Raw genomic sequence first — 23,193 nt, forward strand, 5'->3', positions numbered from 1 at the left:
GTCCCTCGACGCTAGTTGGCGTCCTGGGCGCAGATCGTGGTCATCTCGGCAAGATAGCTCGCAAGGGAGGGCAGGCCGGCCTCGGCGCGGCGCCGTTCGACGCCCGCCTCGTCCCCGATCGGGGTCGCCGGGACGGGACCGTCCGGTCCGCAGCGGATCTGTGTCCCGTACACCTGGGGCTCGCCCTTGGCCGCCGCGACCCCGTCTTGCAGGTACGCGAGGTTGCCCGGCGACGCCTGGCGGGCGGCGACGGCCGCCCGCAGCAGCTCCAGCGCCTCCTGCTGGAAGGCGGGGTCCAGGTCGGAATGCTGGGCGATGGCCCAGGCGGCGTTGCCGCCGTCCTCGCCGACGAGAGCGAAGGTCGGCCAGCCGCGGGTACGGATGATCTCCTTGAGGCGGGCGGTCCGCGCCTGGTCGGACTCGGTCTGCGGGGTGCCTTCGCGGTCCGCCGGTCGCGCTCCAGCATCGCGATCAACTCGTCGTGCAGCGCGTTGTCGAAGGCGGCGGAGGAGGCGGAAACCACGAGGGTGGGTGACGCGGCGGGGAGGCGGACGCCCCGAGGGTGGGGGAAACGGGCGGGGTGCCGCCCGCCGATCCGCCGGTCGGCCCGGGCGAGGTGTCGCACGCGGCGAGGAGCAGGAGGCTCGCCAGCCTGCTCACGGCGTTGCTGGCCCATCACGTCGGGCCGGACGCTTTGGTACGCGTCGGGACGCTCCTCGGCACCGTCCGGCGCTACCTGCCCGGCGCCCGGCCGCCCGTACGCCGCAACGGCGGCCCCCGAGCCCCGGCGGCGCGACGTACGCGCCGACAACAGCGTCGTGGGCCGCTACCGGCGCGCCAAGCTGCCCGAGCACCTGCCCAACCCGCCGAGCTGGACCTGTACCGGCTGTGGCCGCGAGTGGCCCTGCGCGACCAAGCAGAGCCAACTGCTCGCCGAGTTCGGCGGGGCGCGCGCCTCCCTCGCCGTCTACCTCGGCTCGTGCCTCGTCGTCGCCGCCGCCCAGGACCTGCCGACGCTGCCCCTGCCGAACGCGCGGCACCGCTTCCTGGGCTGGCTGCCCCACGCGCGGATCTGACGACGACGCGTCGCCGTCGGCTCTGGGCAAAGCGACATCGATGCGATGGAATGTCCTGAACGCGTCGTACCTGAAAGGACACCGATGCCGACCGCCCGAACCCGCGCACGGATCGCCGTCGTCATGGCCGGCCTGCTGGTCACCGCGCTCGCCGCCGCTCCCGCCACCGCCGACCCGCCCGGCCGCCGCCCGACCCCACCCCACGTCGTCGGCACCGGCACGGTCCCCGCCTACTCCTTCGCCGACGCGATCCGGGAGAGCGTCTGGGTCGAGACCCGAGTCGACAGCGACGGCGACGGCGTACGCGACCGGGTCGCGGCGGACGTCGTCCGGCCCCGGGAGGCCGCCGCCGCAGGGGTCCGCGTGCCGGTCATCATGGAGGCGTCGCCCTACTACCTCTGCTGCGGCCGGGGCAACGAGGGCGAGTTCAAGGCGTACGACGCGTCCGGTGTGATCGCCAAGGTGCCCCTGTTCTACGACAACTACTTCGTCCCGCGCGGCTACGCCTTCGTCGCCGTGGACCTCGCCGGGACCGCCCGTTCGACCGGGTGTGAGGACGTCGGCGGCCCGCTGGAGGTGGGCAGCGCGAGGGCGGTGGTCGACTGGCTCAACGGCCGGGCCCGCGCGTACACGGCCGACGGGCGGCCGGTCGATGCCGGCTGGAGCACCGGTCGGGTCGGCATGATCGGCAAGTCGTGGGACGGCTCGGTCGCCAACGGTGTCGCCGCCACTGGCGTGCCGGGCCTGGCCACCATCGTGCCGGTGTCGGCCATCTCCAGCTGGTACGACTACACGCGCTACCAGGGGGCGCTGACGTCGACCGACTATCCGGGCTGGCTGCACTCGGTCGTCAGCAGCCGCCCCGAGGACGCCTGCGCGACAGTGCTCGCCCGGCTGCGCGCGGACAGCGCCGAGCAGACCGGTGACTACAACGGGTTCTGGGCGCAGCGCGACTACCGGCCGTCGGCGGGCCGGGTCCGGGCCAGTGTCCTGGTGGCGCACGGTCTGCACGACCTGAACGTCACCACCGGTCAGTTCGCCAGCTGGTGGCAGGAGCTGGCCGAGCGGGGCGTACCGCGCAGGCTGTGGCTCTCCCAGGCCGGCCATCAGGACCCGTTCGACGTGCGACGCGCCGAGTGGGTGGCCCTCCTGCACCGCTGGTTCGACTACTGGTTGCAGGGGCTGCGCAACGGGGTGATGGAGGAACCGCGGGTCGACCTGGAGACCGCGCCCGGCAGGTGGACGACGCAGCGGGACTGGCCCGCCCCCGGCACCCGGGACGTGCGGGTGCCCCTCGGCGTCGGCGACGGCGTGACCGGCACCCTCGGCGGTCGCGGCGCACGACCGGGCCAGGAGCGGGCGTACGTCGACGAGTCGCTGACCGAGGACGTGGTGGTCGCCGCGCCGACCACCGCGACCGCCGGCCGGCTGGTCTTCCTCTCCGGCACGCTGAGCACCGCGCTGCGGATCTCCGGCAGCCCGTCGGTGCGGCTGCGCGTGCGGGTGGACCGGCCGACCACCGAGCTGAGCGCCCGCCTGGTCGACTACGGCACCGCCGAGCGCAGCTGGTTCGGGGCGGTGCGGACGTTGGACACCGAGTCCTGCTGGGGAGAGTCCACCGAGGTCGACGACGCCTGTTACCGCGACACCGAGGAGATCACCGGGGTCTCCGACCACGCGGTGCTGACCCGGGGCTGGCTCGACGCCGCGCACCATCGCTCGCTGCGACTCACCACGCCGCTGCGGCCGGACCGGTGGTACACGGTGACGGTGCCGTTGAACGCGTACGACACGGTGGTGCCCGCCGGGCACGTCCTCGGCCTGGTGCTGGGCCAGAGCGACCCGGAGTTCACCGTGACCGACGACCGGGACGCGACAGTCCGGGTCGACCTCGGTCGCAGCGAGCTGGTTCTTCCGGTCACCGGACGGGCCGGGCTGCCCACCGTGGACGTCGCGCCGGCGGTGGTCACCGCACCGGCCGAGCCGTCGGCGGCCAGGTCGGCGCGTACCGAGCGGCAGCGGCCCTGACCCTCGCTGTAGCGGGGCACGCCCCGCTGTCGTCCGGTCACCCGCTGCCGCTCCCCGGCGCGCCCTTCAACGGGCCCTGCCTGGGATTTCACCACGTGAACGCCCGTCGTACGGCGGTCGTTCACCGACCTCTCCGAGGCTTCTCGATCGAAAGAGCATTCGCTTGATCGAGGAGAGGCTCCGACGTGAGAGAGAAGCAAGCCGAAGAGGCCGAGCGGGCGCAGCTGTCGCGCCGCAAGCTGGTCAAGTACGCCGGCGTCGGCGCGACGCTGGCCGCCGCCAGCCCTCTCGTGGGCGCTGGCGCGGCGTGGGCCGACGAGGAGGAGCGCCGACCCGGCGACGACACGGGCGACCGGAGTGGCGCCAAGAACCGGTCGTGGCGCGCGGGTGACCACCACGTCCACTCCGAGTACAGCGGCGAGTTCGACACCACCAAGAGCCCGATCGTCTTCCACAAGGGCGCGGACGCGGTCTACCCGATCGTCACCAACGCCATCATGGCCAAGAACTTCGGCCTGACCTGGGCGATGTGCACCGACCACGGTGGACCGACGCACTCGAAGGTCAACATCGAGCAGGCGTACCCGGACCTGCTGCGCTCGCGCAAGCTCGTCCCCGAGGTGCTCCAGTTCTGGGGCATGGAGTTCGACGCGCCCTCGCTGGACCACCACACGCTGATGATCCCGCGCCACGCCGACGAGGCGAAGCAGCTCTTCGAGCTGGAGAGCCGCTTCGCGAAGTACGACGCGTTCCCCACCGACCCGGCCCGCGACGCCGAGGCCAAGATGGTGGAGTTCCTCAAGGTCGCCCGGGGCATGCCGCACAAGCCCCTGGTCATCGCCCACCACGCGTCCCGCTCGGCGCCCGGCCTCGGCGTCTACGGCCAGGACACCCCGCGCGAGTTCCGCAACGGCAACAACGCCGCGCCCGACGTCTACATCGGCTTCGAGGGCGCGCCCGGCCACCAGGCCGGTCCGCTCAACGGCGGCAAGCGCGGCGGGTACGGCAACCACCCCACCTACGGTGGCTTCGACCAGATGACCGCGCGGGTCGGTGGACTGTGGGACTCGCTTCTCGGTGAGGGGCGGCGCTGGTGGATCACCGCGACGTCCGACTCGCACGTGCACTGGACGCGCGGCGGCTCGGACTTCTGGCCGGGGGAGTACAGCAAGACCTACGTGTACGCCCGCCAGGACTACGGCGACATCATGGACGGCCTGCGCAACGGCCGTATCTGGGTGACCACCGGTGACCTGATCCGCAGCCTCGACGTGACCGCCACCTCCCAGGGGCACACGGCCGAGGTCGGCGAGACCATCACGGTCAACCGCCGCAACCGCACCGACGTCGAGATCGAGATCCGGTTCCGCCCGCAGGACGGCGTGAACGGCAACGGGGTCCGTCCCGAGGTCCGTCGCGTCGACCTGATCGTCGGCCAGATCACCGGGCCGAGCGCCAACCTGGACGCCGACACCAACCCCACCACCAAGGTGGTGGCCAGGTTCGGTCCGCGCGACTGGCGTCGCCAGGGACACGACTACGTCATCCGGCACACCCTGCGCAACGTCGAGGCCGACACGTACGCCCGCGTGCGCGGCACCAGCACCGACGAGGCCGAGCCCCTCGCGGACGGGCTGGAGAGCCCGTGGGACGACCTCTGGTTCTACTCGAACCCGGTGTTCGTGCACGTCCGCTGATCCGGGCCCGCCGGCCCAGCCCTGTCGATCAAGAGGTTCGCGTCAGGATTCTGGCCTGCGGTGACGCGAACCTCCTGATCGACGAGGCGCGGGTGGCTCCGGCGGGGTGGCTGGGACCGGGTCGGGCCGTGCGTCGGCGACCGCCTGGCAGAGGTCACGTAGCGGGTCGACCGCCTGGATCGAGCAGGCGAGGTGTTGCAGCAGGGTCCGCAGGGTCGCCGCGTCCGCCGGCGTCAGCGTGCGCAGCAGGTGTGCCTCCACCTGCCGCAATGCCTCGCGCCGCTGCTCCCAGGCCGCACGCCCGGCGTCGGTGACGTCCACCAGTCGGCTGCGCCGGTCGGCCGGGTCGGCCCGCCGCGCGACGAACCCGGGACGTTCGAGGTCGTCGACCAGATAGGTGAACACCGTGCGGTCGATGCCCAGCTCCTCGGCGATCGCGCCCTGGTTGCGCCCCGGGTCGGTGACCGCAGCCGTGAGCACCTGATAACCCCGCGGGCCGCCGGGAAAATCGGTCAGAGCGTGCTCGGCCGCCCGGACGTAGCCACGGAAGACGATTCCCAGCATCCAACCCAGATCGTCGTCGAGCGGATCGGGCCGGTCCGGCCGGTGGGTTGCACCCGTCATACCCCGACGATAGCCGAAGACGCAGACCTTGTTGGCAACAGATGTTCTGTCTGACATAAGGTCGGGGTCACGACGCATCGCGGAACGCGGCGCGTACGACAGGAGGCGCCCACATGAGCGACTACGGCCACGACCTGGTCTTCGGATCGTTCACCACGCCCGGCAACGACGATCCGGACCGCACGGTCGGGCTCGCCGTCCTGGCCGAGCAGGTCGGACTGGACCTCGTCACCTTCCAGGACCACCCGTACCAGCCGCGCTTCCTGGACACCTGGACGTTGCTGAGCTTCGTCGCCGCCCGCACCGACCGGGTGCACCTCTCGGCGAACGTCACCAACCTGCCGCTGCGCCCGCCCGCCGTACTCGCCCGCAGCGTCGCCAGCCTCGACCTGCTCACCGGTGGTCGCGTCGCGCTGGGCCTCGGCGCGGGAGCGTTCTGGGACGCCATCGAGGCGATGGGCGGCCGGCGGCTGACGCCCGGGCAGGGCGTACGGGCGCTGGAGGAGGGCATCGACGTCCTCCGGCAGATGTGGGACGCCCAGGCGCGCGGGGGTGTGCGGGTCGAGGGTGAGTTCCACCGGGTGGTCGGCGCGAAGCGCGGACCGGCTCCGGCCCACCCGGTGCCGATCTGGCTCGGGGCGTACAAGCCGCGCATGCTCGCGCTCACCGGTCGTCGGGCCGATGGCTGGCTCCCCTCGCTGGGCTACCTCGAACCCGGTGACCTGGCCCGGGGCAACAAGATCATCGACGATGCCGCGCAGGAGGCCGGCCGCTCGCCCGGGGACGTCCGCCGACTGCTCAACATCTCCGGCACCTTCTCGTCGGCAGGGGGCGGTCTGCTGCACGGGCCCGCCGAGCAGTGGGTGCGGGAACTGGTCGAGGTGGCGCTGAGTGACGGCATCGGCACGTTCATTCTCGCCACCGACGACCCCGACGATCTGCGCCGGTTCGCCGGTGAGGTGGCCCCCGCCGTGCGCGAACTGGTCGCGGCCGAGCGTGACCGCGCCGCCGCGTCGGTGCGTACTCCCGCCGAAGTCTTCGCGGCCACGCAGCCGGCGGCGGTCGTCGCGCCCTCCGCGCCGCTCACCCGCGCGCGGGTGACCGCCGGCTCCTTCGCGGTGGTGCCGACGCCGGACGACGGCCGGCGGCTCAGCGACCGGCAGGTCTGGGACGAGGCGGCGCGCCCCACCGGGCCCGTCCCCGATCCCGCACGCACCTACACCGCGCACGAGCAGGCCACCGGTCAGCACCTGGTGCAGGTGCACGACGGGCTGCGCGCGGAACTGGCGCAGATCCACGACCTGATCGAGCAGGTCGCGGCCGGTGAGATCGACGCCGGCGCGGCGCGGTCGCAGATCAACACGATGACCATGCGGCAGAACCGGTGGACGCTGGGCGCGTACTGCGAGTCCTACTGCCGCATCGTCACCACCCACCACACCATCGAGGACCAGGCGCTCTTTCCGCGACTGCGGCGGGCCGACCCGCGGCTGCGCCCGGTCGTCGACCGGCTGGAGCAGGAGCACCACGTCATCCACGACGTGCTGGAGGGCGTCGACAAGGCGTTGGTGGCGTACGTCGGCGCGCCGGACGGGCTGGCCGAGCTGCGCGCGGCGGTGAACCTGCTGACCGACGCCCTGCTGTCGCACCTGAGCTACGAGGAACGGGAGCTGGTCGAGCCGCTGGCCCGCCTGGGGGTGAGCTGAGCCGGTTGCGCCGGACAACCTGAGAGACTACTTTCGAAACATGTCTCTCAAGAATCCGTACGGGGATTTCGAGATCACCGAGCCGCAGGCCCTGCGGGCGCTCGCGCATCCCGTCCGCCTGGCCATCCTCGACCGGCTGCAAAAACACGGCCCGTCGACGGCCACCGGCCTGTCTCCGCACGTCGGGGCCACGCCGTCGGTGGTGAGCTGGCACCTCCGCCACCTCGCGACGTTCGGCCTGGTCACCGACGCCGACGGGAGCACCAGCAAGCGGGAACGCTGGTGGCAGGCCGCCGCGCGCGGGTTCCGCTTCAGCCTGCCGGACGACCCCGAGGGGCAGGCCGCAGCCCGGCAACTGCGCGGCGAGATGTTCGCCCGCTATGCCGAGACGCCCCAGCAGTGGCTGTTGCAGGAGGAGCCCCGACTGGACGACACCTGGCGCGGGCTGGCCGGGGTGGCCGACACCCGCTTCGTCGCCACCGCCGACGAACTGCGCCAGCTCGAAGAGGCGATCGAGGAACTGCTCGCCCCGTACGTGCGGCGCAAGGACGACGACGCGCCACCGGCCGGGGCACAGCTCGTGCGGATGCTGCGCTACCTGCTGCCCGAGGCCGCCGCCGACACGTCCGCGTCATGACCGCCGTCGACGCCCCGCCCGTCCCCGCCCTGCACCGCGACCGGCGGTTCCGCACCTTCTGGATCGGCCAGACGATCTCGGCGTTCGGCGACCGGATCAGCGAGCTGGCCCTGCCCCTGATCGCTGTCGCCCTGCTCGCCGCGACGCCCGTGCAGGTCAGCGTCCTCACCGCACTGATCTGGCTACCCAACCTTCTCGGCCTGTTCCTGGGCGCGTGGGTGGACCGACGCACCCACAAACGCCGACTCCTGATCATCGCGGACCTGGTCCGCGCGGGCGTGTTGCTCAGCCTCCCGGTGGCCTACCTGTTCGGCGCGGTGACCCTGACCCAGCTCTACCTGGTGGCGCTGCTGACCGGTGCCGGTGCGGTCCTGTTCGCCCTGGGGCAGCAGGCGTTCTTCGTCGCACTGGTGCCCCGACCGGCGTACGTGGACGCGACCAGCAAGCTCAGCGTGAGCCGCTCCCTCTCGTTCATCGTCGGCCCGGCCGTCGGTGGAGGACTCGTCCAGGCGCTCAGCGCGCCGGTGGCGATCGTCGTCGACGCGGTGTCCTTCCTCGCCTCCGCCCTGCTGCTGCGTCGCATCCCGGTCATCGAGCCTCCGCCGCCACCACCGCAGACGTCCACGCTCGGCATGGTCCGCGAGGGCATGGCGCTGGTGCTGCGCCACCCGGTGCTGCGCGCCGCGCTCGGCTGCACCAGCACGGTCAACTTCTTCACCTTCATCGCCTCGGCGCTGCTGGTGCTCTACGCCAACCGTGAACTCGGCCTGTCGGCCGGCGCGATCGGCGTCGCGTTCGGCATCGGCGCGCTCGGCGGCCTGGCCGGCGCGGCCCTGGCACCCCGCGTCTCGCGCGCCATCGGGCTCGGGCGCACGGCGATGATCGGCGCGGTGGTGTTCCCCGCCCCACTGGCGCTCACGGCGTTCATCGACGGTCCGACCTGGACGAAGATCGTCATGCTGGCGGCCATCGAGTTGGTGTCCAGCGTCGGTGTGATGCTGATGGACGTCAACCTCAACGCCCTGCTCGCCGCCGTCACACCCGACGACGCGCGCGGTCGTCGGGCCGGTGCGTACAGCGCCGTCAACTACGGCATCCGGCCGCTCGGTGCTCTGGTCGGCGGTGCGCTTGGCACCACGCTCGGGCTGCGGCCGACCCTGGTCGTCGCCGGACTGGGCGGCACGCTCGCCGTACTGTGGCTGCTCGCGTCCCCCGTGCGCCACATCAGGACCCTCGACAGCGTCGCGCCGTGACCGACCGGGCCTGGCCGTCGCCCCGCTTGTGCCGCTCCTGAACTGGCCGTCGCTCCGTTTGTGCCGCTCCTGACCGGAGGCACCTACCTTCCGAAGCGTGATGCCGGTGAGTCATCACGATGACCCACCGGCATCAGGCTCATCGCACCGACAGCCCCCGAGCCGACCCCGGCGGCGTGCCGGCACCGGTCGCCGGTCAGCTCGCCTCCGCCGCGAGCAACGCGGCCAGCTCGACGGGCTGCGAGAACATCGGCCAGTGCCCGGTGGCCATGGTGACGAGCCGCCAGCGCTCGCTGGTCAGCAACGCCGCCACCACGTCGTTCGGCTCGGGCCCGTCGAGCAGGCACTTGACGTACGTCGCCGGCAGGTCGCCGAGGGAACGGGTCAGCGCGGCCGGCTCGGTCAGCGTGCGGCCCGGATGCGTGGTGGCACCCTTGACCAGCCGCGCGACCTGCTCGTCGGTGAGACCCTGACCGTCGAGATCGGCCGGGGCGAGCGGCGGCCAGTCGCCACCGTTGTCGGCGAGCACGGACTCGAACGCCGCCTGACCCTGCCACCAGCCGGACGCGAACGACCCGCCGTCGACCGGCACTTCCGCGTCGAGGAAGACCACGCGGGTCAACCGGTCGCCGATCCGCTCAGCGGCCTGCCCCACCGGGATGCCCGAGTAGCTGTGCCCGACCAGAACCACGTCGCGCAGATCGCGTCGTTCGATCTCACCGACGATGTCCTGCACGTGGGTCTGCTGCCCGGCCGGCACGCCCTGCCTCTCGGCGAGACCGGACAAGGTCAGGGGAACAGGCCGGTGGCCGGCCGCCCGCAGGCCCGGCACCACCTCGTCCCATGCCCACGACCCCAGCCACGCGCCTGCCACGAGCACCAGATCAGCCATGGCCGGAACCCTACCGTCGGCCCCCGACAGCCCGGCGCGTCACGACCAGGTCCGGGCCTGGTCGTCGAACACCTCGGGGGGACTCTCGACCGGCAGGACGCAGAGCAGGTGCCCGCCGGGCGCCCGCAGAATCCGACACTCCAACCACTGCGACACCTCGGTGGCGCCCAGACCGACCAGTCGAGCGGTCTCCGCCGCCACGTCGTCGGTCTCGATGTCGAGGTGGTAGCGCGGTGCGTCGTCGACGGCCTGGACGGCGGTGACCAGGCCCGGCAACGCCTCGTGCAGACCCACGAACTGCGGCTCGGCCGGATCGGACCGGGTACCGACGCCGAGCGCCGCCGACCAGAACTCTGCCGCCCGCGCGGCCTCCGCCTCGGGCGCGTCGATCAGCAACGCGTACACACGGCTTCGATGCATGCGAGGCAGGATATCGACGTCTACGGCACGCTGCAGAAGTGACGTCTACGGCACGCTGCAGAAGTAGAGCACCGCCGTCAGCATGCCGACCGATCCGGTGACCTGGGTCGACGTCCAGCCACCCGGGCCGTTCGCCACCAGGCGGAAGGTGCCACTTCCGATGCCCAACAGTCCGCCCGGGATGGTGACCGACGTGGCGGTCGGGCCGAGAGTGCCGCCACCGGAGAAGCCGCCCGTCAGCGACCAGGTGAAGCCGCTGCGCGTCAGACCGCCGGCCGGCAGGGTCCAGGTGAAGGTCGGCGGGGTGAGCGCGCCCGCGCTGCACTGGAGGTTGGTCGGTGGGTTGACCGTGCCGGCCTGGAGCGAACCTCTGCCGTACTCGGTGTCGGTCCAGGAGGCCAACGTCGACGACGGCGGCCCCAGCGCGACGACCGTTCCGGCGAGCACCAGGGCCAGGGCGCCCGCGACCCAGCGCCGCCGGGCGTGACCGGTCCGCTGACGTCGTGGCGGAGTCGACATCCGCGAGAGCTTCACTGCTGCTTGATCCTGATCCTGATCCGGTGCCGGCGCGTGACGAGCATGAGCAACAGACCGCCGAGCAGCGCGCCGGTGCCGGCGAGCACCGGTGTCCGTAGGTTCGTTCCGGTACGCGGAAGCGGGCCGACCCGGCCGTCCGCCGAGGCCTGGTCGCCGGAGCCGGTGGCCATGACGACCAGGTCCGCCGAACCCGAGGCGGTGGAGTTGGCGAGCAGGCTCGCGGTGACGAGCACCCAACGCTGCTGGTCGGTGGGCATCGAGCTGAGGGTGATCGAGTGCGCGGCGAGTCGGGTGGCGGGACCGTCGGCGAGAACCTGTTCTCCCCGGCCGTCGGGGCAGGCACCCTGTACCCACCGCATCGCGCAGATGGCGGCCATCACCTGGAGTCCGTCTGGATCGGCCGCGAGGGGTCCCCGCGCCGACAGCGAGATGCTCACCGTGCCGGGCTGCCTGGTCTGTGCCAGAACCCCCACCTGCCAGGGCACCGGCTCGTTCGGCGTCATGTTCGACATGCGATCGCGGTCGCCGACCGAGATCAGGGTGAGGTGTCGACTGCGGGTGACATCCTCGGTGGTGTCCGCGCGTGCCCGGCCGGGAGTCGCCAGGACGGCGGCGACGACGCCCGGCAGCACGGCCAGTACGACGAAAAGGCGCCCGACGGTCGAGTCACCTCGGGGCGTCGCGCCACTGGACGAAGGGGGGACCCCGGAACCTGGTCCGGCCTGGTCCGACCGCGACGGGCTCGATCGCCGACGGCTGGTCCGCCGCTCAGGAACACGTGGCCAGAACGCCCAGGTCACGATCGCGGCCGTCCCGATCGTGATCGCGCTCATCGCGTACACGTTCGACACCGTGCGCACCGCGTAGCCGAGCCTGGGCACCGACCACTCCACCAGCCGGACATTGGCCACCGTGTAGGGCGCGGCGTCGTTCGACTCGTTGGCGTCCCCGCGCAGGGTGAGCGAGCGGGAAGCCCCTTCGCCAGCACCGATGTCGACGACCCGGTGGGTGATCGGCGGCAGCGGCGTGCGGTCGACGGTGACCACGTCGCCCACCCGCACCTGCGACGCGGGAATCTCCCGCACCACCGCCAGCGATCCGGCGGGGATGGTCGGGCCCATCGACCCGGTCTTGAACAGGATGAGTGAGATGTCGAAGAAGAACGCCAGCGGGACGAGGACGACGCACACCGTCCCGCCGACCGCGAGCACGGTCAGCGCCAGGTCACCGATCCGGGCGAGGAGACTGTGCCGTCGACCCGCTCGTCCCATCATGTGCAGATCCCTCACGTCGATGTGGCAGTGAACAGCCAGGTGACGGCACCGCTTTTGCCCTGGTACGCGTTGCTGGCTCCGGACTGGATCCGCACCTCGAAGCAGAACCGCACCTGCGGCGTCGCGCCGCTCGGCACGGTGATGGTGGATGAGACCGGGGCTCCGGGCACCGAGGTGACGGCCAGATAGCCGGGTCCGACGATCCACGTCGGCGTACCGGTGAAGGCGGCGGCAGCACACGTGGTGCTGGTGCTGGCCGTCCGCACGGCGCGGTACTCGAGGGCGGGCAGGAGGGCACCTGCGTCGTTCGACGAACTCGTCAGCGCGACAGCGCCACCGACATTCGTCGTCGATGTCGTCCGGATGTCGATGAAGGCGTAGAAGGAGACCGTCGGGGACATCGCCGTCGCGGCGAATGCCAGCGTCGCGGCGTTCGCCGCCGGAGTGTGGCTCGCCCAGGCGCTGGACGCGGTCTGCGATTCCGTGCCGAAGACGCTTGCGGCGAACGACCCGGTGCCGTACTCGCCATCGGTCCACGCGGCGAGCGTGGACGTCGTTCCCAGTCCGAGAACGAGGGTGCCGGCGAGTACGGCACGGGTACGACGGAGCCGTGGTCGTCCGGTCGAGGTCCGACGGCTGACCACGGCCACCACCTATACGGACGTAGCCAGGAGTTGCCAGGTCTGCGTCACCGAGGTGCCCTGCACCAGGGTGCCTCCCGCCGTGACGACGAAGCACAGGAAGGCCGGAGCGCCAGGTGTCGTGGGAGGGGTGCCCTGCGTCAGGTTGAACGACACCGCGCCGGTCACCGAGTTGAGCGCCGTGCCCTGCGCGACGATCCAGGTCGGACTCGTAGGTGTCGCGCTGCAGTTGGCGAAGGCCGGAACGGTCGCGATGCCGTAGGTGAGGCCGACGAACGCGGGCGGCGCGGGGGTGGCCGAAGCCACCGTCACTGTCGCGTTGTACGTCGTGGCGGCCGTCAGGCGGACGGCGAACGGTGCCGCGACGACGCTACCCGGGCTCATGCTGTCGAAGCCGGTACTGAAGGTCAACGCGGCCGCGGTGCCGGCCGTGGGGTGCTCGGCGTAGGTGGTGCCGTTCGTGCTGCCCTCCATGCTGAACGTGCCGGCCGTGAACGTGCCCGTGGCGTACTCCGAGTCGTTCCAGGCCGCGAGGGTGATCGTCGCCCCGAGGCCCAGGGCGATCCCTCCCGCCATGATGGCCTTGAGCTTGCGACGGCGTCCTCGACCGCTCGATTCAGTCATTGCCGTTCCTGTCGGTTCACTCAACTTGTCCTCCTGGGTACAACGCGGTGGGTTGTCCTGGGCCGGTGACGACGACGCAGCGGTGATCGGACCGGCTGCCGCCGTCTTGGAACCGACAATCAGACAAAAACGTACAGACCGGTCGCTGTTACGCAAGGACACAATAAACGGCCAGGAAGAACGAAAAACGTGAAATGGGCGAAAAGCCAAGGGCTGTGCCGGGATGTCGCTCAGGCAGTGCCCAGCGGCGGCGGGACGGCGTCCACCGGCATGCGGTAGACCTCGACCGGATAGTCGACGGCCGAGTGTCCCCCGTTGAGACCGGCGGTCAGGTGCAGTTGGGCGGCCGGCATCCAGAGCTGGCCGTCGGTGTCGAGCCACATCGCATCCACCCACGACAGGCGGTGCTCGGCTTGTCCCACCAGGGCTCGACCCGTCGGGCCAACTCCGCGGGCGACAGGGTCGGGTCGTCCAGCCAACGGGTGCCGATCCGGGACATGCCGCCGGAGGCCGGCTGGTCGGCCGTCCGGCGACACCTCCAACTGGTCGGCGCCGGCGTCGGTGAGGTACGCGGTGCCGTCGTGAAACCGGACGTCGTCGATGTAGCTGTCGGGGCGTACCGCCGCGTCGAGGTGGTGCATGCGGTCCACCCGGTCGCGGTCCACGTCGACGACGATCAGCCGCGCGCCACCGGGGATCTGCCGGGCGCCGAGCTGGGGCGCTCCCGAATCGACGATCCACAGCCTGCCGTCCGGGCCGGCACGCAACCCGTTGACGTGGACGAACGCGCCGTCCGGCGACTGGTCCGGACGGTTCCACGCGGCGTCCGGGTAGGGGTTGCGACCGCCGTCCGGTAGCGCCTCCGCCACCTGCACGCCCGGCCCGTCCGCGGACGGGTAACTCACGAAGGCCCGACCCCGCAGGGTGGTCACACCCGTGCACACCCGATTCTCGGTGAGCGCCAACGTCAACCGAGGGTCCTCCTCGGTGGGCAGCAGCGGCATCGGCCCGCTGCTCACGCGCCCGGCGGCGTCTCCGGCTCCCGTCGGTGGCCGACCGGACCGGTCGCCATCGACGCGGTATCCCCGGGCCGGACCTCACGAAACGCCACGTCGTGCCCAACGCCCAGCTGGCGCGACCCATCGGCCGCGACGACGGCGGTAGTGTCCGCCCGGCCGATCCGCCAGTATGGGCCGGGGCGACGCCGGGCCGCCGCCCGCATCGACACACCCCTGCGCCCGCCGAGGAGTACCGTGCCATCCACCCTGCTCTCCCGCCGTGACCTGGATTTCCTGCTGCACGACTGGCTACGGGTGTCGCACCTCGTCGAGCGCCCCCGCTACGCCGAGCACTCCCGGGAGACCTTCGACGACGCCCTCGACCTCGCCGAGCGGGTGGCCACCGACCAGTTCGCCCCGCACAACCGGGCCGCCGACCTCGCCGAGCCCACGGTCGAGGGGAATCGGGTGCGGACGATCCCGCAGATCGAGGCGGCGCTGCGCAGCTTCGCCGAGACGGGCCTGCTCACGGCCGGGATGGACGAATCCGTCGGTGGCCTGCAACTGCCGCACGCCGTCGCCGCCGCCTGCTTCGCCTGGTTCCAGGCGGCCAACGTGGCCACCTCCGCGTACCCGCTGCTGACCCTGGGCAACGCCAACCTGCTGCTGGCACACGGCAGCGCCGAACAGGTCGACACGTACGTGCGACCCATGCTCCAGGGGCGGTTCTTCGGCACCATGTGCCTCTCCGAGCCGCACGCCGGCAGCTCGCTGGCCGACATCACCACCCGGGCCGAGCCGCGGCCGGACGGCACGTACCGGCTGTTCGGCACCAAGATGTGGATCTCCGGTGGTGACCACGAACTCGCCGAGAACATCGTCCACCTGGTGCTGGCACGGATACCCGGCGGCCCGCCCGGGGTGAAAGGCATCTCGCTGTTCGTCGTACCCAAGGTGCTCGTCAACCCGGCCTCCTCGCTCGGGGAGCGCAACGACGTGACGCTGGTCGGGCTCAACCACAAGATGGGCTTCCGGGGAACCACCAACGCACTGCTCAGCTTCGGCGACGGTGGCCACACCCCCGGCGGTGAGCCGGGCGCGGTGGGCCACCTGGTCGGCGCGCCCCACCAGGGGCTGGCCCAGATGTTCCACATGATGAACGAGGCCCGGATCGGTGTCGGGGCCGGCGCTACCGCGCTGGGCTACACCGGCTACCTCAAGAGCCTGGCGTACGCCCGGGAACGCCCGCAGGGCCGACCGGTCGGCGCGAAGGACCCGGCGACGCCGCAGGTGCCGATCATCGACCACCCCGACGTACGACGGATGCTGCTGGCGCAGAAGAGCTACGTGGAGGGGGCGCTGGCCCTGGTGCTCTACTGCGCCCGGCTGCTCGACGAGGAGAAGACCGCGCCGACCGACGCGGACCGCGAGCGGGCGCACCTACTGTTGGACGTCCTCACCCCGATCGCCAAGAGCTGGCCGTCCCAGTGGTGCCTGGCGGCCAACGACCTGGCCATCCAGGTCCTCGGCGGCGCGGGTTACACGCGGGACCACGACGTGGAACAGCACTACCGAGACAACCGGCTCAACCCGATCCACGAGGGCACCCACGGGATCCAGGCGCTGGACCTGCTGGGGCGCAAGATGACCATGCGCGACGGCGCGGGTCTGCTCCTGCTGACCGAGACGATGGGCGACACCGTCAGCCGGGGCCGTCGGGCCGGGGGCGAGGTCGCCGAGCTGGCCGACCGACTGGACGCGGCGGCACGGCGGATCGTCACCGCCACCCGGTCGCTCTGGGCCGGCGGAGACCCGGTGCTCGCCCTCGCGAACGCCAGCGTCTACCTCGAGGCGGTCGGGCACGTGGTGATCGCCTGGATGTGGCTCGAACAGGTGCTGGCGCTGCCGTCCGAGGAGAGCGGCGACCCCTTCCACGCTGGCAAGCGGCAGGCCGCCCGCTACTTCCTCACCGTCGAGCTGCCCCGCACCGGGCCTCAGTTCGACCTGTTGGACAGCCTCGACCGCACCGCGCTCGACATGCACGCGGACTGGTTCTGACCATCACCGTCGACGGCTCTGGTGGTTCATGGCCTGCCGACCCTTGACCACCCCCAGGATGATCACGATCACCAGCGCGATCAGACCGATGATGATCAGCCAGCGGACGGCCTCGAGAATCAGCCCGAGCAGAATCAGCACGCCAGCCACCACGCCGACGACCCAGAGCAGGGCACGCATCGCGACCTCCAGTAACCCGGCCGCGACGCGAGATGCGGCGACCCCCGGCCCCACCTTCCCGATCCCGCCGACCCCAAACGCCGCCCCCGCCGCTCCACCCCCGCGATCTTGCACTTTCGGTGCCGACAGAAGGGGGCCGATGGGACATAACGTCGACAGAATCTGCAAGATCGGCGAGCACGGTGGGGCAGGCCCGGGGGGTCAGCGGCGGGCGACGTAGACGGTGTTGGCGGACTGGCCCCCGGTCAGCGGGTTGGCGAACGGCACGACGTGTGCCCGCACGGTCGCGAACACCTCCGCGAGCGCCGCGACGAAGTCGTTGTCCGGTGGGTCGTCCGACCAGAGCGCGAAGACCCCCTCCGGCCGGAGCAGCGCGGCGAGCCGACGGAGGCCGTCCGGCGTGTAGAAGGGCGCGTGGCTCGGGTGCAGGACGTTGCGCGGCGAGTGGTCGACGTCGAGCAGGACCGCGTCGAACCGTCGCCCGGGATTCTGCGCGTCGAACCCCTCGTCACCTGCCACGGCGGCGAAGAAGTCGGCCTGCGCGAACCGGGTCCGCGGGTCCTCGGCCAGCCCGGCCGCGAACGGCAGCAGTCCCCGCCGGTGCCAGTCGATGACGTCCTCGATGGCCTCCACGACGAGCAGCGCCCGCACCCGTGGGTCGGCCAGCGCGGTGCACGCCGTGTAGCCCAGTCCGAGGCCGCCGACCACCACGTCGAGGGTGTCCCCGGTCAGCTCGGCGAGACCGAGGCGGGCCAGCTCGATCTCGGCGACGGGGAAGAGGCTGGACATCAGGTACTCGTCGTCGAGCTTGACCTCGTACACCTCGAGGTGGAGCGCCGGATCGCGGCGCCGCCGCAGGCTGATCGCGCCGATCGGGGTCTCCCGCCAGGCCAGTTCCTCGAAGCGCGCGCCCACGGATGCCCTCTCGACGCCGGATTCGTCCCCGATGGTACCGACCGGACCCCGGCCCGCCACGCAGGGTCCACGGGACATCGACGCAGCGCATATCCTGTGCCCGGTCGAACCAGCGGAAGGGACGTCATGCCGTCGCGGCAGGATCAGCTGCACTCCTACCAGTTCAGCGTCCAGCGGGCGGTCGCCGCGCTGGTGATGCGGGAGACCGACCCGGCGCAGTCGCCGTTTCGGCGGCTGGCGGGCGCGGGCCTGGCCAGCGTCCTCGTGGCGGTGATCGGGCTCGGGGGTGCGGCGCTCTACGGACTGTTCGCCGGTGGCGGCACCGGATGGCGCGACCCGGGCGCGGTGATCGTCGAGAAGGAGTCCGGCGCCCGGTTCGTCTACCGCGAGCAGAAGCTGCACCCGGTGCTCAACTACGCCTCGGCGTTGCTGATCGTCGGGGCGGACCGGGCGAAGACGGTGCTGGTCTCCCGGCGTTCCATCGACGGCGTGCCGCGTGGTCTGCCACTGGGCATCGCCGACGCACCGGATTCGCTGCCCGCGCCGGGCGGGCTCGCGAAGGCGGCCTGGACGGTCTGTTCGACGACGGCCGGTGCGGACAGTCGTTCGGCGCTGCTCATCGGCGTCGACCCCGACGGCGGCCGGCCGCTCGGTGACGACGCGTTGCTGCTGCGCCATCCGGACGGCGGGCTCTACCTCGTTTGGCACCAGCGCCGCTACCTGATCCGCGATCCCAGCCGGGTGCTGGCCGCGCTGGCGACCACCCGGACGCGGGCGGTGCCGGTCGCTCCCGCCCTGCTCAACGCTTTCCCTGCCGGCGTCGACCTGGCTCCGCCGGCGCTGCCCGGCGAGGGCCGACCCTCCACACGGGTGCCCGACGCCACCATCGGTCAGGTCTACCTCGTGCGCAACTCGGGCGGCGGCCGCCAGTACGCGGTGGCACTCGACGACGGGCTGGCCGGGATCACCGAGTTGCAGGCCGGGCTGCTGCTGGCCCGCACCGGGCAGGGGGAGTCGGAACCGATGACGTTGGGGCGGTTCGCCGCCGTGCCCACGATGCCCGACCTCACCCCGAGCGGCCCGACCGCTCCGCCGCCCGTACCGCCCCGGCTCGCCGCCACCGACGACGCGGCGATCTGCACCCGCGTCGGCGACGACGGCGCGGGCGAGGTGCGCTGGGGCGTACACCTGCCGGACCTGTCGGCCGTTCCGCGGACCGCGCCGACCGGCGGCGCGGCGCTGGCCGACCACGTGGTGGTGCAGCCGGGTGGTGGAGCGCTGGTCGAGTCCGCCGCGGCGCCCGGCGCGTCCGGGGGCGCGCTGTCCGTGGTCACCGACCTCGGCCGGCGGTACGTCCTGGCCGACCGGGAGGTACTGGCGATGCTCGGTTACCGCGACGTGCGACCGGTGCGGCTTCCCGCCGGCCTGGTCAGCCTCGTGCCGGCCGGCGCGACCCTCGACCCGGCCGCCGCCCGGGCCGTCGCCGCCCCATCCTGACCCCGCTCGGGAGGTAGCGGCTCTGCCTTGAGGCCGCTTGGGGTGTCGCGGCTCTGCCGTGAGGCCGCGCGCGGCATTGCGGCCCTGCCCTGACGCAGGTCCTGGCTCAGGTGGCCGGGCGGCGCAGGATGCTGACCGCGAAGGGGGCGTCGTCGCGCCACGGGCGCAGGTCCCAGGTGGCGAAGCGGTGCTCCAGGCGCAGCCCGGCGGCGACCGCGTCGGCGTCGAACGCGCTCAGCGGGTAGCCGCGCTCGGTGCCGAAGCCCACCGCCAGGACGCCGTCCGGGCGCAGGTGCCCGGCGAGCCGTCGAAGAACCTCCGGCTCGGTGCCGACGGCGACGAACGCGAGGACGTTGCCGGCGAGGACCACCGCGTCGAACGGCTCCGTCTCGCCGAGCGCCGCCAGGTCCAGCTCGGCCAGGTCGGCGACCAGCCAGCGCGGGCCCGGGTGGTCGGCGCGGGCGGCCTCCACCAGCGCGGGATCGGCGTCGACCCCGACCACCGTGTGCCCGCGCTGGGCCAGGGCCGCGCCGACGCGGCCGGTGCCGCTGCCGGCGTCGAGGATCCGCGAACCGGGTACGACGAGCGTGTCGACGAGCCGGGCCTCGCCGGCCAGGTCGGCTCCCTCGGCGGCGAGCTTGCGAAACCGGTCGATGTACCACTGCGAGTGCTCCGGACCGGTGTCGGTCGCCCAGCGGGTCGGGTTGGCCATACGGCCCACGGTAATCGGGTCGGACGGGGTCGGTCCGACGGGTGCGCCGATCGGTGGCGGTCCAGCAACGCCGGGGTCGGCGTGTCGAGCCGCTGGACCGCCACCGATCGGGCCGCAGGTTCAGCCCTTCTCCGCGCCGCTGGTCAGACCCTCGGTCAGCAGCCGTTCACTCGCGAAGAAGAGGATCACGATGGGCAGGGTGAGGACGACCGACCCGGCCATCAACACCGTCTTGGGCACCTCCACGCCGTCGGAGAGCAGCGACAACCCGAGCGACACCGTCCACCGGTCGGGCTTGTCGACGAGGAACAGCAGGGCGAACAGGAACTCGTTCCAGGCGATCATGAAGTCGTACAGCGCGACTGCCATGATCGATGGCGCGGCGAGCGGCAGGCTGACCCGGCGGATGATGCCGAGCCGGCCGGCGCCGTCGATGGCCGCGGACTCCTCCAGACTGACGGGGATGGTCTCGAAGTAGTTCTTCAGCATGTAGACCGAGACCGGCAGGGTCTGCGAGATGTAGACCAGCACCAGCCCGAACAGGGAACCGCGCAGGCCGGCGAGGCTGAACACCACGAACAGCGGGATCGCGATGACGATCGAGGGGAACAGGTAGACCGCCAGGAACAGGAAGTCGACCTGCCGCCGACCGAAGAACCGCAGCCGGGCCACCGCGTACGCGCCGGGGATCGCCACGAGCAGCGTGAGCACTGTCGCCGCGACGGCGACCAGACCGCTGTTGCGGATGAAGGTGAGGAATCCCTGGCCGCCGTCGTCGGTGGCCTTGAGCACCTCCGCGTACGTGGCGACGGTCAGCTCGCCGAAGCCGACGACGAGCGAGCCGGGGTCGAGCAGCAGCCGCTCGATGGGGCGTACCGAGAGCACCAGCATGTAGTAGAAGGGGAAGACGGTGACCACCAGGAACGCGGCGATCACCAGGCGGCGCAGCCAGCGCAGGCTCACCGTCTCGATCATGTCGCGGTCCATCAGCCGACCCTCCGTCCGAAGAAGCGTAGATAGATCAGCACGAACACGATGAGCACCACGGCCAGCACGACCGCCTGCGCGGCGGCCGCTCCGATGTCGGTACGGGCGGTGAGGAACTCGTACACCCGGACGCTGACCACCTCGGTGCCGGCGGCCCCGCCGGTGAGCAGGTACACGTCGTCGAACTTGTTGAACGTCATGATGAAGCGCAGCACCCCCAGCAGGGCCATCACCGGCAGGAGCTGCGGCAGCAGGATGTGCCGGAACCGCTGGGTGGGAGTGGCGCCGTCGACACGGGCGGCCTCCTCCAGTTCGCCCGGCACCGCCTGGAGCCGGGCCAGCAGGAACAGGAACGCGAACGGGAAGTATCGCCACGTCTCGAACACGACGACCGTGGCCAGCGCCGTCGACTCCTGGGTGAGGAACGGCACGGGCGCGTCCCAGCCGAGCAGGCGCTGACCCCAGTGGTTGACAATGCCGAGCTGCGGGTCGAGCATCACCTGCCAGAGGAACGTCACCGCGACCACCGGCGCCACGTACGGCAGCAGCATGGACGCCCGTACCAGGGTGCGACCCCGGAACGGGCGGCGGACGACGAGCGCGGCGACCATGCCGAGCAGGATCGACCCGGCGGTGCCGCCGACGCTGTAGAGCAGGGTGACCCACAGCGTGTCGGCGAAGCCGGGGGTGTGCAGCACCCGGTCGATGTTGTCCATGGTGAGCTCGCCGAACAGGCCGGTCTTGCGCAGGGTGGCGAGCCGGACCCGCTGGAAGGCGAGCACCACGGTCCAGACGATCGGGATGCCGATGACGGCGATGGTGACCAGCAGGGTCGGCGCGACCAGCGCCAGCCCGGCGCGGGACTCACGGCGGCGCAGCGTCAGCGGTCGGCGGCGGGCGCGCTCCGGCCGCTCCCCGGCGGGGGAGCGGCCGGTCTCGGGGGCGGTGGTGGTCAATTGACGCCTGCCTTGATCGCCTCGACGTCCTTCTCGGCCCGGCCGGCGGCGCCCGCCGCGTCGGACTTGCCGGCGATGAGGTCGCCCAGCACCTTGGGCACCGGCAGCTCACCGAGCATGGCGCCCACCAACTTGCCCTGCCCCTGGCTGAGCCCCCAGCGCCCGAACGTGTCCGGACTGCGTCGCAGCGTGGCCAGCACGTCGTCGCCGTACACGTCGGCGAGGGGCTTCTTGGCGTCCACACCGGCCGGGCTGGTGTTCCACGCGGTCAGGAACGCCTCCGGCTCGGCCGGGGTGCCCTTGCGTACCGGGAACCGACCCTCGGGGGACATGCCGAACCAGCGCGGGTAGCCGTCACCGAGCATGTACTCCACGAACGACTTGGCCGGGTCGGCCACCGCGCCGTCGAGTACCGCCCACGAGCTGATCTCGCCGTACTGCGCGGGTCCGGTGCCGTTCGGACCCTTGATCGCGGTGACGAACCCGCTGTTCCTGGCCAGGAACGTCGGGTCGGTCTGGCACTGCGGACAGGTCGGCTTGGCGTCGTTCCGGAGCCCGGCCAACTCGTCGAGGATGAACGGCGACCAGATCACCATGGCCGCCTTGCCCGCGAAGTAGGTGGCCCGGGTGGTGTCCACGTCCTGCGCGCCCTTCACCGAGCTGGCGCGGATCAGGTCGCCGTAGAAGCGGAACGCCTCGACGCACTGTGGCGAGTCGAGGGTGACCCCGCCGGAGTCGTCGGTGAGCTGGCAACCGTTGGCGAGCGCCAGGTGCTCGAAGGTCTGCTGGGTGAACACGTCGCTGGGCGAGGTCGCCGCGGTGATGCCGGCGACGCCGCCGGTGTTCAGCTTCGCCGCCGCGGTGGCGATCCGCTCGTACGTGTCGGGGGCGGGCAGGCCGGCCGCGTCGAACAGGTCCTTGCGATAGACGAGCAGTTGGCCCCACCCGTCACTGGGGACGGAGAACTGCTTGCCGTCGTCCGAGGTCAGCTCCAGCGCCCGGGGCGAGAACGTCTGCCGGCCCAGCTTGTCGACGACCTCCGCGTTCGCCGAGGCGTGCAGCAGCTCGTTACCCGCGAGGGTGCGGATGCCGGCCAGGGACACCGAGCCGACCACGTCGGGTAGCTCGCCGGCGGCGGCGTTTGCGGCGATCAACGAGGGGAACTGGTCCTCGTTGACGGTGACGAGGTCGACCTGGATCCCGGTCTTGGCGGTGAAGTCCGCGATGATCGCCTTGGTGGCGGTGACGCGGTCGGCGACGTCCTCCAGGCTCCACACGGTGATCTTTTTGCTGTTGCTGTCGGATCCGTCGTCTCCGCAGGCCAGCAGGGTCGACCCGGCCAGTGCCAGGATCAGGGTGGTGGCGAGTATCCGCCTCGGAGGTGCTGACATCGGTGGCACTCCTCTCGAAGGGTACAAGAGGGATTCAACACCTTCGATTGATCAATAGCAAGACATATGGCTATTTTTTGGCTATCCTGG

The 23,193-nt window shown here is 71.7% G+C and carries 22 protein-coding genes and 1 pseudogene; 8 read left to right on the forward strand and 15 right to left on the reverse strand.

The window, feature by feature from the left end; translation table 11 throughout:
* Nucleotides 1-11: 11 nt before the first annotated feature.
* A pseudogene (locus ACGFH9_RS06575) lies at nucleotides 12-416 on the reverse strand (DUF6624 domain-containing protein); the annotation flags it as partial.
* Nucleotides 417-818: 402 nt separating this feature from the next.
* On the opposite strand from ACGFH9_RS06575, the gene ACGFH9_RS06580 reads away from it, so the two are divergent.
* The 3 genes from ACGFH9_RS06580 (at nucleotide 819) to ACGFH9_RS06590 (ending at nucleotide 4,801) form a co-directional block, all read left to right on the forward strand.
* Nucleotides 819-1,076, forward strand: a complete 258-nt coding sequence (locus ACGFH9_RS06580; RefSeq protein ID WP_393216277.1) for a hypothetical protein — start codon at nucleotides 819-821, stop codon at nucleotides 1,074-1,076.
* 84 nt (nucleotides 1,077-1,160) lie between these two features.
* Complete coding sequence (locus ACGFH9_RS06585) at nucleotides 1,161-3,104, forward strand: Xaa-Pro dipeptidyl-peptidase (RefSeq protein WP_393216279.1); 1,944 nt, start codon at nucleotides 1,161-1,163, stop codon at nucleotides 3,102-3,104.
* Nucleotides 3,105-3,289: 185 nt separating this feature from the next.
* The gene (locus tag ACGFH9_RS06590; protein ID WP_393216282.1) at nucleotides 3,290-4,801 is read left to right on the forward strand and encodes a phosphoesterase; all 1,512 of its coding nucleotides are present in this window, start codon (nucleotides 3,290-3,292) and stop codon (nucleotides 4,799-4,801) included.
* A gap of 42 nt (nucleotides 4,802-4,843) precedes the next feature.
* On the opposite strand, the gene ACGFH9_RS06595 is transcribed toward ACGFH9_RS06590, so the two are convergent.
* Nucleotides 4,844-5,425, reverse strand: coding sequence for a MarR family winged helix-turn-helix transcriptional regulator (locus tag ACGFH9_RS06595; protein ID WP_393216285.1), 582 nt, complete (start codon nucleotides 5,423-5,425; stop codon nucleotides 4,844-4,846).
* Nucleotides 5,426-5,538: 113 nt separating this feature from the next.
* Here ACGFH9_RS06595 and ACGFH9_RS06600 point away from each other — a divergent pair, with 113 nt between their 5' ends.
* From ACGFH9_RS06600 to ACGFH9_RS06610, 3 genes are read left to right on the forward strand one after another with little or no spacing between them, the layout of a single operon-like run.
* A complete protein-coding gene (locus ACGFH9_RS06600; protein ID WP_393216287.1) occupies nucleotides 5,539-7,131 on the forward strand; it encodes an LLM class flavin-dependent oxidoreductase in 1,593 nt (530 codons plus the stop codon).
* Nucleotides 7,132-7,171: 40 nt separating this feature from the next.
* Complete coding sequence (locus tag ACGFH9_RS06605) at nucleotides 7,172-7,768, forward strand: ArsR/SmtB family transcription factor (RefSeq protein ID WP_393216290.1); 597 nt, start codon at nucleotides 7,172-7,174, stop codon at nucleotides 7,766-7,768.
* Nucleotides 7,765-9,021, forward strand: coding sequence for an MFS transporter (locus ACGFH9_RS06610; RefSeq protein ID WP_393216293.1), 1,257 nt, complete (start codon nucleotides 7,765-7,767; stop codon nucleotides 9,019-9,021). Before ACGFH9_RS06605 ends, ACGFH9_RS06610 begins: the two co-directional genes overlap by 4 nt.
* Before the next feature lie 196 nt (nucleotides 9,022-9,217).
* Here ACGFH9_RS06610 and ACGFH9_RS06615 read toward each other — a convergent pair whose 3' ends face one another.
* From ACGFH9_RS06615 to ACGFH9_RS06645, 7 genes are all read right to left on the reverse strand, one after another.
* A complete protein-coding gene (locus ACGFH9_RS06615) occupies nucleotides 9,218-9,913 on the reverse strand; it encodes an alpha/beta fold hydrolase (RefSeq protein WP_393216296.1) in 696 nt (231 codons plus the stop codon).
* A 39-nt stretch (nucleotides 9,914-9,952) separates the two neighbouring features.
* Nucleotides 9,953-10,333 carry a VOC family protein gene (locus ACGFH9_RS06620; RefSeq protein ID WP_393216299.1) on the reverse strand — a complete coding sequence of 127 codons (381 nt, stop codon included), beginning with the start codon at nucleotides 10,331-10,333 and terminating at the stop codon, nucleotides 9,953-9,955.
* Between the two features lie 45 nt (nucleotides 10,334-10,378).
* Nucleotides 10,379-10,852: a hypothetical protein gene (locus ACGFH9_RS06625; RefSeq protein WP_393216302.1), complete on the reverse strand. Its 474-nt coding sequence runs from the start codon at nucleotides 10,850-10,852 to the stop codon at nucleotides 10,379-10,381.
* An 11-nt stretch (nucleotides 10,853-10,863) separates the two neighbouring features.
* Nucleotides 10,864-12,144, reverse strand: a complete 1,281-nt coding sequence (locus tag ACGFH9_RS06630; RefSeq protein ID WP_393216305.1) for a signal peptidase I — start codon at nucleotides 12,142-12,144, stop codon at nucleotides 10,864-10,866.
* A gap of 11 nt (nucleotides 12,145-12,155) precedes the next feature.
* Entirely contained in the window at nucleotides 12,156-12,788 is a 633-nt protein-coding gene (locus ACGFH9_RS06635; RefSeq protein WP_393216308.1) for a hypothetical protein, read from the reverse strand.
* 9 nt (nucleotides 12,789-12,797) lie between these two features.
* A complete protein-coding gene (locus ACGFH9_RS06640) occupies nucleotides 12,798-13,409 on the reverse strand; it encodes a SipW-dependent-type signal peptide-containing protein (RefSeq protein WP_393216310.1) in 612 nt (203 codons plus the stop codon).
* Nucleotides 13,410-13,639: 230 nt separating this feature from the next.
* A complete protein-coding gene (locus tag ACGFH9_RS06645) occupies nucleotides 13,640-14,413 on the reverse strand; it encodes a hypothetical protein (RefSeq protein ID WP_393216313.1) in 774 nt (257 codons plus the stop codon).
* Between the two features lie 249 nt (nucleotides 14,414-14,662).
* On the opposite strand from ACGFH9_RS06645, the gene ACGFH9_RS06650 reads away from it, so the two are divergent.
* Nucleotides 14,663-16,465, forward strand: coding sequence for an acyl-CoA dehydrogenase (locus ACGFH9_RS06650; protein WP_393216316.1), 1,803 nt, complete (start codon nucleotides 14,663-14,665; stop codon nucleotides 16,463-16,465).
* A gap of 3 nt (nucleotides 16,466-16,468) precedes the next feature.
* On the opposite strand, the gene ACGFH9_RS06655 is transcribed toward ACGFH9_RS06650, so the two are convergent.
* Both ACGFH9_RS06655 and ACGFH9_RS06660 read right to left on the reverse strand, forming a co-directional pair.
* Nucleotides 16,469-16,645: a hypothetical protein gene (locus ACGFH9_RS06655; protein WP_393216319.1), complete on the reverse strand. Its 177-nt coding sequence runs from the start codon at nucleotides 16,643-16,645 to the stop codon at nucleotides 16,469-16,471.
* Between the two features lie 201 nt (nucleotides 16,646-16,846).
* Entirely contained in the window at nucleotides 16,847-17,560 is a 714-nt protein-coding gene (locus ACGFH9_RS06660) for a spermidine synthase (protein WP_393216322.1), read from the reverse strand.
* 126 nt (nucleotides 17,561-17,686) lie between these two features.
* Between ACGFH9_RS06660 and eccB the strand changes: the two genes are divergently transcribed.
* Complete coding sequence (gene eccB / locus ACGFH9_RS06665) at nucleotides 17,687-19,057, forward strand: type VII secretion protein EccB (protein ID WP_393216325.1); 1,371 nt, start codon at nucleotides 17,687-17,689, stop codon at nucleotides 19,055-19,057.
* A gap of 106 nt (nucleotides 19,058-19,163) precedes the next feature.
* Here the strand turns inward: eccB and ACGFH9_RS06670 are convergent, their stop codons facing one another.
* The 4 genes from ACGFH9_RS06670 to ACGFH9_RS06685 form a co-directional block, all read right to left on the reverse strand.
* Nucleotides 19,164-19,769: a class I SAM-dependent methyltransferase gene (locus ACGFH9_RS06670; protein WP_393216328.1), complete on the reverse strand. Its 606-nt coding sequence runs from the start codon at nucleotides 19,767-19,769 to the stop codon at nucleotides 19,164-19,166.
* Between the two features lie 120 nt (nucleotides 19,770-19,889).
* On the reverse strand, nucleotides 19,890-20,756 hold the full coding sequence (locus ACGFH9_RS06675) for a carbohydrate ABC transporter permease (protein ID WP_393216329.1): 867 nt from the start codon (nucleotides 20,754-20,756) through the stop codon (nucleotides 19,890-19,892).
* On the reverse strand, nucleotides 20,756-21,712 hold the full coding sequence (locus tag ACGFH9_RS06680; protein ID WP_393216331.1) for a carbohydrate ABC transporter permease: 957 nt from the start codon (nucleotides 21,710-21,712) through the stop codon (nucleotides 20,756-20,758). Before ACGFH9_RS06680 ends, ACGFH9_RS06675 begins: the two co-directional genes overlap by 1 nt.
* The gene (locus tag ACGFH9_RS06685) at nucleotides 21,709-23,103 is read right to left on the reverse strand and encodes an ABC transporter substrate-binding protein (RefSeq protein WP_393216334.1); all 1,395 of its coding nucleotides are present in this window, start codon (nucleotides 23,101-23,103) and stop codon (nucleotides 21,709-21,711) included. Before ACGFH9_RS06685 ends, ACGFH9_RS06680 begins: the two co-directional genes overlap by 4 nt.
* Between the last annotated feature and the right edge of the window lie 90 nt (nucleotides 23,104-23,193).

Origin of the sequence: Micromonospora sp. NPDC049102 (genome assembly GCF_043197485.1) — a bacterium.
In the GTDB taxonomy this organism is placed as follows: domain Bacteria; phylum Actinomycetota; class Actinomycetes; order Mycobacteriales; family Micromonosporaceae; genus Micromonospora.

What these genes read in the sequence shown, in the direction of transcription:
- ACGFH9_RS06585 (WP_393216279.1), top strand. Translation starts at nt 1,161, where the DNA reads ATGCCGACCGCCCGAACCCGCGCACGGATCGCCGTCGTCATGGCCGGC.
- ACGFH9_RS06595 (WP_393216285.1), bottom strand. Translation starts at nt 5,425, where the DNA reads ATGACGGGTGCAACCCACCGGCCGGACCGGCCCGATCCGCTCGACGAC.
- ACGFH9_RS06600 (WP_393216287.1), top strand. Translation starts at nt 5,539, where the DNA reads ATGAGCGACTACGGCCACGACCTGGTCTTCGGATCGTTCACCACGCCC.
- ACGFH9_RS06605 (WP_393216290.1), top strand. Translation starts at nt 7,172, where the DNA reads ATGTCTCTCAAGAATCCGTACGGGGATTTCGAGATCACCGAGCCGCAG.
- ACGFH9_RS06610 (WP_393216293.1), top strand. Translation starts at nt 7,765, where the DNA reads ATGACCGCCGTCGACGCCCCGCCCGTCCCCGCCCTGCACCGCGACCGG.
- ACGFH9_RS06615 (WP_393216296.1), bottom strand. Translation starts at nt 9,913, where the DNA reads ATGGCTGATCTGGTGCTCGTGGCAGGCGCGTGGCTGGGGTCGTGGGCA.
- ACGFH9_RS06620 (WP_393216299.1), bottom strand. Translation starts at nt 10,333, where the DNA reads ATGCATCGAAGCCGTGTGTACGCGTTGCTGATCGACGCGCCCGAGGCG.
- ACGFH9_RS06625 (WP_393216302.1), bottom strand. Translation starts at nt 10,852, where the DNA reads ATGTCGACTCCGCCACGACGTCAGCGGACCGGTCACGCCCGGCGGCGC.
- ACGFH9_RS06630 (WP_393216305.1), bottom strand. Translation starts at nt 12,144, where the DNA reads ATGATGGGACGAGCGGGTCGACGGCACAGTCTCCTCGCCCGGATCGGT.
- ACGFH9_RS06640 (WP_393216310.1), bottom strand. Translation starts at nt 13,409, where the DNA reads ATGACTGAATCGAGCGGTCGAGGACGCCGTCGCAAGCTCAAGGCCATC.
- ACGFH9_RS06645 (WP_393216313.1), bottom strand. Translation starts at nt 14,413, where the DNA reads ATGCCGCTGCTGCCCACCGAGGAGGACCCTCGGTTGACGTTGGCGCTC.
- ACGFH9_RS06655 (WP_393216319.1), bottom strand. Translation starts at nt 16,645, where the DNA reads ATGCGTGCCCTGCTCTGGGTCGTCGGCGTGGTGGCTGGCGTGCTGATT.
- eccB (WP_393216325.1), top strand. Translation starts at nt 17,687, where the DNA reads ATGCCGTCGCGGCAGGATCAGCTGCACTCCTACCAGTTCAGCGTCCAG.
- ACGFH9_RS06670 (WP_393216328.1), bottom strand. Translation starts at nt 19,769, where the DNA reads ATGGCCAACCCGACCCGCTGGGCGACCGACACCGGTCCGGAGCACTCG.
- ACGFH9_RS06675 (WP_393216329.1), bottom strand. Translation starts at nt 20,756, where the DNA reads ATGGACCGCGACATGATCGAGACGGTGAGCCTGCGCTGGCTGCGCCGC.
- ACGFH9_RS06685 (WP_393216334.1), bottom strand. Translation starts at nt 23,103, where the DNA reads ATGTCAGCACCTCCGAGGCGGATACTCGCCACCACCCTGATCCTGGCA.